The organism is Rahnella perminowiae (assembly GCF_019049755.1).
Taxonomy (GTDB): Bacteria; Pseudomonadota; Gammaproteobacteria; order Enterobacterales; family Enterobacteriaceae; genus Rahnella; species Rahnella perminowiae.
Genome location: NZ_JAFMOS010000625.1, coordinates 22,087 through 36,312 on the forward strand (window position 1 = coordinate 22,087; position 14,226 = coordinate 36,312).

The following is a 14,226-nucleotide window of genomic DNA, read 5'->3' on the forward strand; positions in this document are numbered from 1 at the left end:
TGCAGGCCTGATCGAGAAAATTTCGGTTTCTCACGTGCGGTGCTTACCTGACGCGCTGCGCCGAAACCGCCCAAGAGGGAGAAGTGCTTTCTCCCTCTTGGATCTCCCTCCGCTTTTTTACTGCGCGCTATCGCAGTCGGCCATGTTTCAGGTACATCAGTGACCGGCTGGAAATCTTGCCGCTACGCGGTGCCTTCTCTCGGTCCTGGAGCCTCTGGTCTCCAGGCCGCTCCGCTCAGCAAGATTTCTGAATCGCCCGCACGATCTTAAATTCAAAACCAATCCGCTTTTCATATCAAAATCAGTGAGGTTGTGAAGTAGAAGCCTGAGGCCGGTTCCAAAATCACGCCGGACGAGAGGTGGAAAACCGCGTGTCTTTATTACGCGGGTTGTAACCCGAAGGGAGGGAACCGCGCAGCGGCGGGATTTTGCGGCTATCGCTGTGATGCCTGAAACATAGCCAGCAAGCGGAGCGCGCAGTGAAAGAGCCGGAGATTCTTAAGAGGCGCGGCGATAGGCGCCTCTTAAGGCCAGTTTGGGTGGCAACCCAAGGTTTTGTCGGTGTGGGCCGACGCCCACGACCTTGAAGTTGAAGTTAAAACGGCGTGTGGGACCGTAATCCCACACATATCATTCTTCTGCCGGAACGACCCGATCATTCGTTTTCTCAAGGATCATCGTCTGCGTCTGACTCAGACTGATCCCCGCTGCCCGCAGCATTTTGAGGATTTCGTACAGCAAATCACTGCGCGTAGCGCTGACCATGCGCGGACTGTTCACGTAGCCGGTCACACTCAGCACGATCCCGGTCGGGCCGAGTTCTTTAAAACTGACCGATGGCGCAGGCGCTTCCAGAATGGATTCATGCAGATTGTAGGCTTCCAGTAATAAGGTGCGTACCTGTTCAGGGTCGATATCCAGCGGGAACGTCAGCGTGATGGTCGCCACGCCCTGCGCATTACCCATGGTGGCGTTGCGTACGTTCTGTGAAATCAGCTGTGAGTTCGGCACAATCACCGTTGATTTATCACCGAGCTGAATTTCCGTAGCACGCACATTGATGCGACGGATATCCCCTTCCACACCGCTGATGCTGATCAAATCCCCGACTTTTACCGGACGCTCGGTCAGCAGGATCAGACCGGAGATAAAGTTCTTCACAATCTCCTGTAAACCAAAACCGATACCGACCGACAAGGCGCTGACGATCCACGCCAGTTTATTCCATTCAATGCCCAGCGACGACAGCGTCAGCAGGATGATCAGCACGTAGCCGACGTTGGTGAACAGTGTCACCAGCGACGCACGCATACCACGATCCATCATGGTTTTGGGCAAAAAATCGTTATCCAGCCAGCGGCGTGCCGAGCGCAGAATATACCAGCCGATCACCAGACACAGCACCGCGTTGACCGCATGCGCCGGAATGATGTTCATGCTTTCGAGACCTTTTCCGCCCCAGATATCGACGATTTTGGCCAGCAGTTCCAGCGGGGTTGTCGTCCCGAAAGTCCCGTTAAGCAGCGCGACGGCGGCCATCAGCAGCAGTGCGGTTTTGCCGATTGCCGAGAATAAGGTTGCGGCCAGGGACAGATGACGGTCATTAACGCTCAGCGTGCCTTTCAGGATTTTGCCGCTGTGTGTTGTCGGTGAAAACAGGCTTTCGCACAGGTCAACCACAAAATGGATCAGCAGATACAGACAACTGACCACCAGACCTATCCACAGCAGTTCAAAGGTCACAAAACGGGCCAGCGGAATATAGCCAATCAGCAGCGCCATCAGAATGACAAATGCCGTCAGGCTTATTACCAGGTGGATAAGCCCGGCCAGCGTGGAGCGTGCTTCGGTCTGCTCGCCTTCGGCCTTCATCTTGCGACGCATACGGTTGATACGCACCGGCGCGATCAGGCAGTTGAGCGCCACAAGTAACGCCGCCAGCCCGTTGCCAAATAACGTTGCCGAAACGCTGGCACCGACCAGATTGTTTAGCTGTTCAATAATGCCGAACAGGAAGATAAAGGTCGCCAGCAGGATCGGGAACGACGCCAGTGTTTTGGCCAGCGGATCAGCAATGCCCGGCAAACGCCATGACGGATGATTGTTGGAAAGTAACGCAATGCCCAGGCCTGCGATCACGGCGGAGAAATAGGTCAGCTCGACCAGTTGTTCAGCGAACTCTGTCACCCACGGTGAGGTATCCGGCAGACGTGTGAAAATATACCCGAGCAACTGAACACTGATGCCGAGCGTCAGCGTGGTGCTCAGCGTAGTGAAACAAGCCAGGAAACTGCGACGAAAACGCCCCTGCGGTAACCAGCGCGGCAGGATCCAGTTTATCGGTCTGTCGAGTACGCGACGCCCCGCCAGACCAATCGCCAGCGCCAGTAACAGGTAAATCGCGGTGCCGATGCGCCAGTCATCACTCCACGCCTGCGCCCAGGCATCCTTAACCTGCGAACCGAAATCATCAAAACGCGCCGCATCGTCAGCGTTTGGCGTAATGAGCGGTGTCCAGAAATTGCCACCGAGAATGCTACCGGTATTGAGCGCAATCTGCGTTTTCAGCGCATCGCGACGTAATCCGGCGATTTGCGAAGACAGGTTTTGCGCGCCAACGGAGATGGCTTTGGTCTGCTCAATTTGCGTTGTCAGCAGCGTTTTGCTGTTGTTGAGCTTATTACGCTGGCTGATCACCTGCGGCGTTTCAGTGATGGTGCCTGGCGCAGGTGCCGGACCCAGCACGTCGAGCTGCGCCTGTACCTGCGCCAGTTCCGGTGTCAGCGCGGCCGTCAGCTTGTCGGCATCTTCGGCCAGTTTCTGCGCTGCATCAGTCAGTCCGGTAAATTTCTTATCGGTTTTTGCCGAAGAGACCTGCTGTTTAAGCTGATCCAGACGCTTTTGTAATGCCGGCAGCGCAATCGTGGCGTTCACTTTAACCGGTTGTTCCGCCGTGGCGGGCTGGCCTGTACTTTCGTCGGCCTGGCTCAGCACCGGCGTTATCAGCAGACATGACAACAATGCCAGCAATAACGGCACTCTTAACATTTTTTGCATAGAAGGATGATTCCGGGAGTTCAGGAAATTATTGTTTGAAAAATCCGGCTAAGAATACGCTTTCTCAGCCGGAAAAATAGCGTTTAACTCTCTGAAAAGAGCCTGGGATTTAGTTGTTTTTACCTAACATCATTCTGAGTATAGCCGCAGACTCTGCAGGCCTGAGCGCCAGAATACCGGAATAGAGGCTGACAGAGATTTCACACACTTTTTCGCGATCGACATCCGGCTGGGTCAGATCATTGAACATCTGTAACTGCTCGCCGTACATACTGGCCAGCGCCTCACGCACCGGTGCCATCATCTGCACCACTTTCTCCGTGCTTACAGGGGCTGGCATAGCAGTTTGCCCGATGCCGGTTGCCAGCAGTAAATCATTCATGGTGTCGAGATCTTTGCGGAACAGTTCCGGCGGCAGCACCTGCGCGGTGTTCACACCGCCGCTGACTTGTGGATAAAGAAATTTAAAACAGCTGCCGTCTTTGCGCGCCTGCAGGGTCTGCATTTCTTCCAGATTCACCTGCATCGCCTGGTTCACATTGGCGTCCGGTGCATGGCTGATACGCTGCGAGAGCAGCGCTGACACCATCGGTTTAACGGTATCAATGGCTTCCTGCTGCGGTTTTCCTTCTTTCTTCATCGTCAGAATATGACTGCGGATCTGCGCATACAGGGCCGGTTCCTGCATTCTGATGGTGTTATACAACGGCAATGCAGCCAGCGCCTGATCAATTTTCTGCTCTTCGCTGTTGCCTGCCAGACGCGGCTTGATCACACCGCCCCACAACAGGTTGCCACCGATGATCAGCACCAGAAATAAGATCACCGCAGGTACCCGGCCAATTTTGCCTTTTTTGTGTAATGCGCCAATCAGCGATCCCATCACCGCGCCACTGATGCCCCACACCATCACTTCATTCCAGTTCATTTTCCATTGCCTTCAGTAAAAAAATTTAGTGACTTCCAATCTGTGCGACCGCATCACGACTGGCATCAATACGTGCCTGTCCGTGCAGTTCGTGTAATTTGCCCTGTCGCATCTCCAGGAGTCGATCGGCGTGTTCAAAATAGTGATCATCATGGCTGATTGCCAGCACGGTTTTACCCATGTCACGCAATTGTGGCAACAGCTCACGGTAGAACGTACGGCGGAACTGCGGATCCTGATCGGCAGCCCACTCGTCGAGCAACAGGAAATCTCGCCCTTCGGCTGCCGCCAGCAACAGCGCCACACGCTTACGCTGTCCGGCAGACAGTTGCAGGTTAGTCACCTCATGGCCGCTGAACTGAAGTTTTTCTTTCATTTTCAGGCGTTGCAGCCAGTCTTCCACCAGCAGCGGATCAGGCTTCTGCCCCTGCGGGCCCAGCAACTGACCGAAGAGGTGGAAATCAGTGAACACCGCCGAGAAAATCTGCCGGTATTGTTCGGCGTTTTCAGCCGTGACCGGCACGCCGTCAAGCAGGATTTGCCCGGAACGCGGCTGATACAAACCGGTCAGCAGCATCGCCATCGTCGATTTACCGCTGCCGTTGCCGCCAATCAGGAACACCAGTTCGCCACGGGTGAGTGTCAGGTTCAGCGGACCTACGCCAAAACCTTCGCCTTCTTCTTTGCCGGCGTAACTGAACGTCAGGTCGCGCAGTTCAAGGGTGTGCCATTTTCCGCTGACCAGGGCAGGTGTAAAGGCTTCTTTATACTCTGCCAGTTTAAGCGCTTTCAGTTTATCGAAAGCCACCTGCGCGCTGAGCAGCGTCGGCAATGCGCCCACTGCCTGTAACATCGGCGTACGCAGGAACAACAGCGTCAGGGAATAGGTCGCGGCAACGTCGGTATCCGACCAGCCCAGCGTGTTCGCCATGAAGAACACCAGGCCAATCGCGCCAAGCATCATAATATTGGACCAGTTCACGGCGCTGAGGTGGAAGGTATCAGCGCGGATAATGTGATGCCGGTACTCCTGCGCATCTTTACGGTACACATCATCAAACAAATGACGGGCGCGCTCGCGGTTCAGCGCCAGTTCCCTGCGCCCTTCAATCACTTTCTGATAATCGCTTTGCAGCTTGTCTTCAGCATCGCGCACTTTCGCCAGATGGCGGTAAACATGTGATACCAGTTTGAAACCCCCGAAAATGGTGATCAGCAGCCAGATCACCGTCACCAGCAGCATTTCCGGCGACAACCACGCCAGATAACCGGCGCAGCCAAGGGTCAGAATAATCCCCTGCACCAGCTCCGGTAAGCGCACAAACGCCAGCGTGATATTACGGATGTCGCTGCCGAGGCTGGCAAGCAGTTGCGCATTGCCGATTTGCTCAATGCGTTCGATATCAGTATCAAGGATACGTTTAATGAACTGGCCGCGCAGACGGTAAATGAAATGATGACCCAGCACAGTCAGTGCCAGCTGTGAGCCCAGCGTGACGGCCATCAGCAGCAGCAGTAATCCGAGGAATTGCGGAAGAACACTCAGGGAGCCTTGTGTGGTTTCAATCAGCTTGAGATTGATAAACGCGATCAGCCCGATACCCAGAACGGCGCTGAGCAGGCTCAGCGCCATAACGCCTAAAAACGGCCAGCGATATTGCTTAAAGACAACACGTAACAACTCCATGAATTTTTCTCATTCTGAATGCAGGGAAATAATGCTGCACGCAGTTTAATGACACGCATTGCCATATCAAGAACAATTCTCATTTTACCCGCGTATCCTGACGGATCACCATGCGCTCGAACTTGCCGGCAACCACCAGATAGCCAAACATGCCCAGCAAACCGTGCGCACCGACAAACCACAGCGCGAGGTTAAAGGAGCCGGTTACCGCGACGATATAACCGATCACGACAGGGGTAATAATCCCGGCAACGTTGCCCAGGCAGTTAAACACCCCGCCGCTCAGGCCGATCATTTTCTCCGGTGCGGTATCCGACATCACCGCCCAGCCGATGGCCGATAAGCCTTTGCCGAAAAATGCCAGCGTCATCAGCGCAATCACCGCCGCATCAGTGGTGACAAAATTGGCCATGGCCAGCATCGCCGCGAAGAACATCCCGAGCACAAACGGCGTTTTACGCGCTTTCGACGGGCTGACACCGCGGCGGATCATATAATCTGACATTACGCCACCGAGTACACCGCCTGTAAAACCACAGATGGCCGGTAACGCCACCACCCATCCGGCTTCCATGACCGTCATCCCCCGCCCTTTGATCAGGTAAATCGGGAACCAGGTCATAAAGAAGTAACTCATCGAGGTGATGCAGTACTGGCCGATATAAATGCCCCACAGCGTCCGGCTCTGGAAGAGTTGCATCACTTCACGCAAGGTGAATCGCTGACGTGAGGCTCGGCGGTTCAGTTCCAGATCAACCAGCGCACCGTTGGCGCGGATGTGTTCGAGTTCGGCTGGTTTAATGTGCGGACTGCTGTGTGGCTCTTTGTACAATGCGAACCAGAGGATCCCGGCAATCAGCCCGACGCAGCCCATCCACAGGAACACATGTTCCCAGCCCAGCGCGTGGGTCAGCCACGCCATGATCGGCGTAAACACGCCGATCGCCATGTATTGTGCGGAATTAAACAGTGAAGTGGCGGTGCCGCGTTCGTTGGTCGGGAACCAGCAGGCGACGATGCGCGCATTGGCAGGAAACGCCGGCGACTCCACCAGCCCGAGCATGAAGCGCAGGAAAAACAGCATGATTGCCGCCGAAATCCCGCTGACCCCGAACCAGCCCACCGTGCCCTGCAACAAAGTAAAGACGGACCAGAACACCAGACTGCAACCGTACACCCGCCGTGCGCCGTATTTATCCAGCAGCCAGCCGCCGGGAATTTGCCCGATCATATACGCCCAGGCGAACGCCGAAAAAACCATGCCGAGCATGACCGGATCCAGATTCAGCACCCGCGAGACTTCGGTACCGGCAATCGACAGCGTGGCACGGTCGGCGTAGTTAATCACCGTGATGGCAAAAATCATCCCGAGAACCACGTAACGGAAATGACCCGGTTTTGCCGCTTCAGCCGCTGACTCACGGATGACCGGCTTTGCGTTATCTGACACATCTGTAGGGGACGTCATGTTTTCTCTCCAGACTTATGATTGCATTCCCTGCTTTTTGTGACCGGATGCACAGTTTTTGGCGTTTCGGCCACGCCATTTAGATCTAAAAAATCCAAATTAATTAACAGAGTAGAAACATTTGACGATACGGTCTAAGTTAAAAAGACAATGGAACAAGTCAAAAATTGAATGATTGAATTAAACCAGTTGCGCTGTTTTGTAGCGGTCGCGGAGGAATTACATTTCGGCCGGGCGGCAAAAAGATTGTTCATGACGCAGCCACCGCTGAGCCGTCAGATCCAGTTACTCGAGCATGCGCTGGGTGCGCGTTTGCTCGAACGGACCAACCGGCACGTCAGCCTGACGGCCTCGGGCAAGACATTTTTGCGCGATGCAAAACTGATCCTCGAATTTACCGGGCAGGCACAGGAGACGGTAAAACGGGTTGAAAAAGGAGAAATTGGCCGGCTGACGTTGGGATTCACAGCGGTCAGTGGTTACTGGCAGATCCCGCAGATTATTGCGCTGGCTGCAAAGGAATTACCTGAAATCACGCTGGTGATGAAGGAAATGGTGTCGTCAGCGCAGCTTCAGGCACTGGCGGCACGCACGCTGGATATCGGCTTTGTGCGCCAGCCTGTGGCGTTATTTCCGCTGGCCTATCACTGCGTGCTGCGCGAGCCGTTATGCGTTGCGCTGCCTGCCTCATCCGCACTGACCGCAAAACCGCGCATCCGTCTGCGTGACTTCGCCGGACAGCCATTCATTATGTACTCCGCCAGCGAAGGTAAATATTTTTACGACTGTATCGCCGGGCTGTTTGCGCAGGCTAATGTCGTGCCACATTACGTTCAACATTGCAGCCAGACCCATACCATTCTCGGGCTGGTGCGCGCCGGTGTCGGGCTGGCGATTGTGCCGGAAAGTGCCCGCCAGCTGGCCTTTCCCGGCATCGAATTCCGCCCGCTCAGCCACCCGGACGCCTTCGCTGAAATCCATATGGCGTGGCGTCAGGATGGTGAAACCCCCGCGCTGCTGGCGTTCAGACAAATGGTGACAGCACATAGCGCGGCGCAGAATATACCTGCGCCGCGGCGTAAGCCCCGTGCTCAAAAATCAGCGTAAATTAAGCGAATACAGCGCTGGCACACCGCCTGCGGTGCTGACGATGTCAAGACGGATCCGCCGGACAGACCGGGCGGACGGGATATTATGCTCACAGACTGAGTGCCGGTTACCCGTCACTTCCGCCAGCAACTCATCGTCTGCCCACAGGCGGTAATGCGTCACGCAATGCGGCGTCACCGCCAGCGCATGCCCCATCTGCACGCTTTCCATCGCATTATCAAAATCGTTATCAAATATCAGCGTCAGCGCCTGTATCTTCTGCGGCGTTTCCCAGTGCCAGCATACGGAAGGCGCAGGATCATTCAGGTCAGGCACCCAGGCGTTTGTTTGCTGCTCCGGACGCAGACGGCCATTTAGCAGATTACCGGCAGCGTAACAGCGCAGCGCAGGCTGGCAGCGCAGTGCCGGGAGGATCTGATTCGGGTGGCGGCGCGGCAGCCAGAAATCAAACTCATCCACACCATAATCGCCGTCTGCAATCTGCCGCGTGTGTTTTGCCACGCGTGCATTCAGGCTGTTGAAAACGGTCATGATGCCGGGCAGAAGTTTCCCGCTCAGGGCGATATCCACCTGTTTATTGCTTTCAAAAGCGATAAACAGGTATTCGTCGCGCGGGCTCTGATGAGTAAATTTCACCGTATATTCCCCCTGACCGCTGACCTGAATTTCGCACGCATCCAGCGGGGTATCCGCCGTGAAATTCCCAACACGCGCTGATCCCAGCAGGCTGACTTTCAGCGGCTGCGGCGACGTGGAACGCAACGTAAAATGCATTACCGGCAGCGTTTCCCCGGCTTTCAGCGGCAGAAGCAGTGCCATCCGCGCGTCAAGGGACGTCCATTCCCCGCTGGCGGCAAGTTCACGCAGTAACAGTTCGCTGCTGACCGAGACATGCGCGCCCTGTGCCGGGTCTTCCAGCCACTGGCGCGGAATATAACAACCGGTCTGTTGCAGATGCTGTTGCAGCGCGCCGATGCGGTTTTTCTCCGCCAGTTGCGGCGCATTCAGCTGCCCGCGATCGCACAGTGCGGCGGCGCGACCGGCCACTTCGCCCAGTAAACCGCAGGTACACATCACCCGCGCACTGCCAAACGCCACATGGGAAGCCGAGATCAGCCGTCCGGTGAGAAACAGGTTTTCCAGCGAGCGGCTGTACAGGCTGCGGTAAGGGATGGTGTAAGTGCCTTTGCTGTGGAACTGGCGACAGCCGTCATGTTTGCTGTAAACACCATCAGCGGGATGCAAATCGATCGACCAGCCACCGTAAGCCACCGCGTCATAATGGTCGCGCTGTTCAATAATGTCCTGCTGGCAAAGGATATGGTCGCCGACAAACCGGCGGCTTTCGCGTTTGCCGGGAATGGCGCCGACCCATTCGATGGTCATGCAGGCGGCTTCCGGAAACTGGCCGGAGTTTTTAATGTGATCCCACACGCCCCAAACTATTTTCCACAGCTCCCATTTGATCTCTTCGCTGTCGTGGACGGTATCCAGCCGCCCGCCCCATTCCAGCCACCACAAATCACAACCGTTGAGCGTGGAGGTCAGACGGGTATAGCGCGGGATCTCTTCAATATTTTGCAGGGCAAAAGACGGCGGAACGAAATCCACCGGCGCCCCGCCTTTTTTGGTGTAGAAATAGATCGAGTGCCCGAGCTTATGACCGAAGTTATCACCCGGTGCCATTTTTTCACCGAATTCGCCGGGATCTTCCGCACCAACACGGTATTCCGCTCCGGCCAGATGCCCGAGCACGCCGTCACCGGTCGCATCGCAAAACTGTGTGGCGCTGATGTTGTAGAAGGTTTCGTTGATGGCGTTAAAACCTTTCACCCGTATGATTTTTCTCTCTTCGGTTTCCACCTCAAACAGGGCGGTATTGAGCAACAATGTCAGGTTCGGCTCGCTTCTGGCCATATCCAGTAACACCAGATCAAACATCACCGGATTGCCTTCTTTGTTGCGGTAAAGGTTTTCCTCCATGATTTCGCCCATGATACCGCCCTCGCGTGCCCAGCGGTTGTTGTTGCCCATATGCGAGGTGGCGCCGTTCGCCCATAAGCGGACTTCGCTCGAGGCATTGCCGCCCAGCACCGGCCGGTCCTGAACCAGCACGACTTTCAGCCCGTCACGTGCAGCGGCCAGTGCAGCACACAGCCCGGCCAGACCGCCACCGGCGACCAGAAAATCAGTGTGCATCTGTTGTTGCGGAAATTCACGGGCACCGGTTTGCGGAAAAATTTGCATAAAGTTTGTTTCCTCTAAAACTGACGATAAAATCGTTTTACGTATTTTCATTTGAAGCGCGCCATGTCATCACAACCGAATCAAAGCCTTATCGACGGCATACGCTGTCTGCAATATCTGGTTTCCAGTGACCGTGCCATTGGCTGTCGCGAACTGGCACGCCTGATGGATATCAACGCGACCCGTGTGAACCGGCTGCTGATGACCATGGCGGCCATGGGGCTGACCCAGCAGGATGATCAGCGGCGCTATCTTCCCGGTCCGGGCATCCACGCCCTTGCCGCGCAATCTATCCGCGGCTCCGCACTGTTTTCGCAGGCTCTGCCGCTGCTTGAGCGCCACGCCCCTAAAGACATCGTGGTGGCAATGGGCGTGCTGTGGGAGGATCAGGTCACTTATATTTATCACTCTGAACCGGGTCTTCAGGTCAGTCAGGCACTGGCCGGTTTTCATATGCTGCCCGCATGGCAATCTGTGATTGGCATGTCGCTGCTTGCGGCTGAAAGTGATGACGCATTGCAGGCACGGTTCACACAGGAACAGTGGCAGACGATGGCACCTTATCTGGCGCAGCAGCGTGAGCAGGGTTATGTCGTCTGGCAGCATGACGACGGCGAGGTGTCGATGGCACAACCGCTGGGTGCACATAACGCCGCGCTGGCCTTCGCCGGCATGTGGAATACCGGTGAAGCTGACATCGCAACGCGCCTGACCGGCTTACGCCAGCTCACCGCGCAGCTCGTTCCTCATCCTGTGTAGGGTGTTCCGGGGGGTCAAGACTGATCCGCCCCACCACAAACAGGTAAGAACAGATCCCAAGCCCCGCCAGTACAGCAATAAACGCCAGCGCCGGGGCGAAGTTGTCTCCGCTTATCAACGCACCGATGGCAATCGGCACCACAATCGATGACAACGCGCCGGTAAAATTAAACACCCCACCCGCCAGCCCGATCAGGTGACGCGGCGCGAGTGCCGTGACGAATACCCAGGTGATGGTCGCCAGGCCGTTGCCAAAAAACGCCACCGACATAAAGACGATAATAAGCGTCGGATCATTGGTGTAATTCGCACCCAGAATGAACAGGGTCAGCGCCATACCCAAAATCACCGGTGCTTTACGGGCAAAACTGGCGCTGACGCCACGTTTGATTAATCGGTCAGAGACAAATCCCGCCAGCAACACGCCCACAAAAGCGGCCAGATAAGGTACCGAGGCGATATAGCCTGATTTGATGAAATCCATATGCCGGTACTGCACCAGATAGGTGGGGAACCAGGTGAGGAAAAACCAGAAGGTGGCTGAAATGGTGAACTGACCGAAATAAATGCCGGCCAGCTTGCGGCTGCGGAACATCAGCGCGAGGTCACTCCAGACAAATTTGCGCTTCGCCGCTTCCTGCCGGCTTTCAAGGATCGCGCCGCCGTCACGAATATGGTCAAGCTCTGCCTGAGAAACGCCTTTATGCTCCAGCGGTTCGCGGTAAAGGCAATACCACACCAGCGCCCAGACCATGCCCGCCACACCGGTGATCAGAAACAACCCTCGCCAGCCGTAAAGATCCTGCAAATGAAATAACACCGGCGTCATGCAGGCCAGTCCGACAAATTGCGCGGAAGAATAGATGCCGATGGCGCTGGCCCTTTCTTCTTCAGGAAACCAGCTGGAAATCACCCGGTTATTGGAAGGCATCACCGGTGCCTCAAATGCCCCGACGCCGAGACGCAGACCAATCAGTGCGCCAAAACTGCTGGCCACGGCATGCAGCGCGGTGATCAGTGACCAGAGAAACAATCCCACGCCATACACTACGCGGGCGCCGAAGCGGTCAATGATAAAGCCGCCGGGGATTTGCAATGCGGCATAAATCCAGCCAAATGCTGAAAATATCAGCCCCATCTGCAATGGTGTAAATTGTAATTCACCGGCCATTTGCGTGGCCGCCACCGACAGATTGGTTCTGTCCATGTAATTGATAATGATGTTGATAAACACCAGACCGAGCACCATAAAGCGTACGCGCCCGGTGCTTTTTGCCTTAACGCGGGTAAGTGGTTGTTCTGACATAAGAATGTTCTCTCATATTTATTCTCACGACCCGCCAGGCTGCGGCAGGATGACGTTCACTTATCTTTCAGTGTTTCTTTTATAGAAACATTCAGACCTCCGCAAAGTGTTATCGTTCATTTTGTGATCTGCATTGGAGAACGGGCTGACCCTTTACGAAATTTTAGAACGCCGTTTCCGTTACTCACCGGCGCAAGAAAAAAGCTGACAGTCCGACGCACGCTTCCTAAACTGAGGTAATGGATAAAGAACAAGAACTTCACCGAAGTAAACGTAACGCGCTGGGGCTGCTGCTGGTGGCCGCTGCCCTGTTTATCATCACCCTTTTCCTGCCGCCCAACTTTTGGGTGTCCGGGCTGAAAGCCATTTCTGAGGCTGCGATGGTCGGTGCCATGGCCGACTGGTTTGCCGTCGTGGCGCTGTTTCGTCGCGTACCGGTGCCCTTCGTCGCCTCGCATACGGCGATCATCCCTAAAAACAAAGACAAAATTGCCGATAATCTGGCAGTGTTCGTGCAGGAGAAATTCCTTGCGCCCGCCACGCTTATTACGCTCATTCGCCAGCATGATCCGGCACGCATGCTGACCGACTGGCTGAACGCGCCGGACAACGCGCAGCGGTTTGCGAAATATGCCGTGAAGATGATCCGCGGATTTCTCGATGTCACGGACGATCAGCGCATCGCACAACTTATCCGCCGTGCGCTGTACCGTGTGATCGACAAAATTGACTTGTCAGCCTCGGTTGCCACCTTGCTGGACAGTCTGACCAAAAACGGCCGCCATCAGGAACTGCTGGATCAGGCGATGGATCAGCTGGAAATTTTGCTGGACAAAGACAGTACGCGACAGTTTATTTCCGCGCAGATTGTTGGCTGGATGAAACGCGAACATCCGCTGACCGCCAAATTGCTGCCCACCGGCTGGCTGGGACGCAACGGCGCGGATATGGTGTCCAATGCGGTAAATTCAGTGCTCGATGATATGGGCAACGACAAAACCCATGCCTTCCGCAAAGGCTTTGATCAGTCCGTTCAGCGCTTTATCTGGAAGTTGCAAAATGACCCGGCCACCGCGCAGAAAGCGGAAGAGATCAAGCAATATCTGAAAGATGACGAGAAACTGAATATCTACGTATTGCAGTTATGGGGCGATATGCGCAACTGGCTGAAAGAAGATCTGGAAAGCGAGGATTCGCGGGTATTCGCTAAAGTCACCGAATCCGGGCAATGGCTGGGCAATGCGCTGGCGCAGGATGAAAAGCTGCGCCTCTCGCTGAATCAGCAGATGGAAAGTATTGCAGAGAAAGTCGCGCCGGAGTTCGCGCAATTCCTGACACGCCATATCAGTGACACGGTTAAAGGCTGGGATGCGCGTGATATGTCGCGCCAGATTGAGTTAAACATCGGCAAGGATTTACAGTTTATTCGCATCAACGGCACGCTGGTCGGCGCATTTATCGGGCTGATGCTGTATCTGTTGTCACAACTGCCGGTGGCTATTCCCTGGGTGATGGCGCGGATTTAAAAATTTACCCTCCGGAGAGCAAACGGGTCCTTTTTTCAGACCCGTTTATATTATTCTTGCGGATATTGCACATCATTTTCAGCAGATCTCACTGCAAATCGGGTAAGTAAAACGCCCAATACCGGGGTAATTAAAAAC

9 protein-coding genes are annotated in these 14,226 nt (G+C 55.1%); 3 read left to right on the forward strand and 6 right to left on the reverse strand.

The window, feature by feature from the left end:
- Positions 1-630 precede the first annotated feature (630 nt).
- The 4 genes from J1785_RS22110 to J1785_RS22125 all read right to left on the reverse strand — a co-directional run bounded on the left by J1785_RS22110 (position 631) and on the right by J1785_RS22125 (position 7,140).
- Positions 631-3,057 carry a DUF3772 domain-containing protein gene (locus J1785_RS22110; RefSeq protein WP_129951061.1) on the reverse strand — a complete coding sequence of 809 codons (2,427 nt, stop codon included), beginning with the start codon at positions 3,055-3,057 and terminating at the stop codon, positions 631-633.
- 109 nt (positions 3,058-3,166) lie between these two features.
- Entirely contained in the window at positions 3,167-3,985 is an 819-nt protein-coding gene (locus J1785_RS22115; protein WP_217220777.1) for a hypothetical protein, read from the reverse strand.
- Between the two features lie 25 nt (positions 3,986-4,010).
- Positions 4,011-5,672: a multidrug ABC transporter permease/ATP-binding protein gene (locus J1785_RS22120; RefSeq protein WP_217137829.1), complete on the reverse strand. Its 1,662-nt coding sequence runs from the start codon at positions 5,670-5,672 to the stop codon at positions 4,011-4,013.
- Between the two features lie 79 nt (positions 5,673-5,751).
- A complete protein-coding gene (locus J1785_RS22125) occupies positions 5,752-7,140 on the reverse strand; it encodes an MFS transporter (protein WP_129951058.1) in 1,389 nt (462 codons plus the stop codon).
- Positions 7,141-7,311: 171 nt separating this feature from the next.
- Here J1785_RS22125 and J1785_RS22130 point away from each other — a divergent pair, with 171 nt between their 5' ends.
- Positions 7,312-8,247 (forward strand): LysR family transcriptional regulator, encoded by a 936-nt coding sequence (locus J1785_RS22130; protein ID WP_129951057.1) that lies wholly within the window; start codon positions 7,312-7,314, stop codon positions 8,245-8,247.
- Here J1785_RS22130 and J1785_RS22135 read toward each other — a convergent pair.
- Complete coding sequence (locus J1785_RS22135; RefSeq protein WP_217220778.1) at positions 8,239-10,497, reverse strand: FAD-dependent oxidoreductase; 2,259 nt, start codon at positions 10,495-10,497, stop codon at positions 8,239-8,241. The two genes, J1785_RS22130 and J1785_RS22135, sit on opposite strands and share 9 nt — an antisense overlap.
- 63 nt (positions 10,498-10,560) lie before the next feature.
- On the opposite strand from J1785_RS22135, the gene J1785_RS22140 reads away from it, so the two are divergent.
- A complete protein-coding gene (locus J1785_RS22140) occupies positions 10,561-11,256 on the forward strand; it encodes an IclR family transcriptional regulator domain-containing protein (RefSeq protein ID WP_129951055.1) in 696 nt (231 codons plus the stop codon).
- On the opposite strand, the gene J1785_RS22145 is transcribed toward J1785_RS22140, so the two are convergent.
- Positions 11,225-12,562: an MFS transporter gene (locus tag J1785_RS22145; RefSeq protein WP_217220779.1), complete on the reverse strand. Its 1,338-nt coding sequence runs from the start codon at positions 12,560-12,562 to the stop codon at positions 11,225-11,227. The genes J1785_RS22140 and J1785_RS22145 overlap by 32 nt on opposite strands.
- 239 nt (positions 12,563-12,801) lie before the next feature.
- Between J1785_RS22145 and J1785_RS22150 the strand changes: the two genes are divergently transcribed.
- Complete coding sequence (locus J1785_RS22150) at positions 12,802-14,088, forward strand: DUF445 domain-containing protein (RefSeq protein WP_217220780.1); 1,287 nt, start codon at positions 12,802-12,804, stop codon at positions 14,086-14,088.
- Positions 14,089-14,226 lie beyond the last annotated feature (138 nt).

What these genes read in the sequence shown, in the direction of transcription:
- J1785_RS22135 (WP_217220778.1), bottom strand. Translation starts at nt 10,497, where the DNA reads ATGCAAATTTTTCCGCAAACCGGTGCCCGTGAATTTCCGCAACAACAG.
- J1785_RS22120 (WP_217137829.1), bottom strand. Translation starts at nt 5,672, where the DNA reads ATGGAGTTGTTACGTGTTGTCTTTAAGCAATATCGCTGGCCGTTTTTA.
- J1785_RS22110 (WP_129951061.1), bottom strand. Translation starts at nt 3,057, where the DNA reads ATGCAAAAAATGTTAAGAGTGCCGTTATTGCTGGCATTGTTGTCATGT.
- J1785_RS22130 (WP_129951057.1), top strand. Translation starts at nt 7,312, where the DNA reads ATGATTGAATTAAACCAGTTGCGCTGTTTTGTAGCGGTCGCGGAGGAA.
- J1785_RS22125 (WP_129951058.1), bottom strand. Translation starts at nt 7,140, where the DNA reads ATGACGTCCCCTACAGATGTGTCAGATAACGCAAAGCCGGTCATCCGT.
- J1785_RS22150 (WP_217220780.1), top strand. Translation starts at nt 12,802, where the DNA reads ATGGATAAAGAACAAGAACTTCACCGAAGTAAACGTAACGCGCTGGGG.
- J1785_RS22115 (WP_217220777.1), bottom strand. Translation starts at nt 3,985, where the DNA reads ATGAACTGGAATGAAGTGATGGTGTGGGGCATCAGTGGCGCGGTGATG.
- J1785_RS22140 (WP_129951055.1), top strand. Translation starts at nt 10,561, where the DNA reads ATGTCATCACAACCGAATCAAAGCCTTATCGACGGCATACGCTGTCTG.
- J1785_RS22145 (WP_217220779.1), bottom strand. Translation starts at nt 12,562, where the DNA reads ATGTCAGAACAACCACTTACCCGCGTTAAGGCAAAAAGCACCGGGCGC.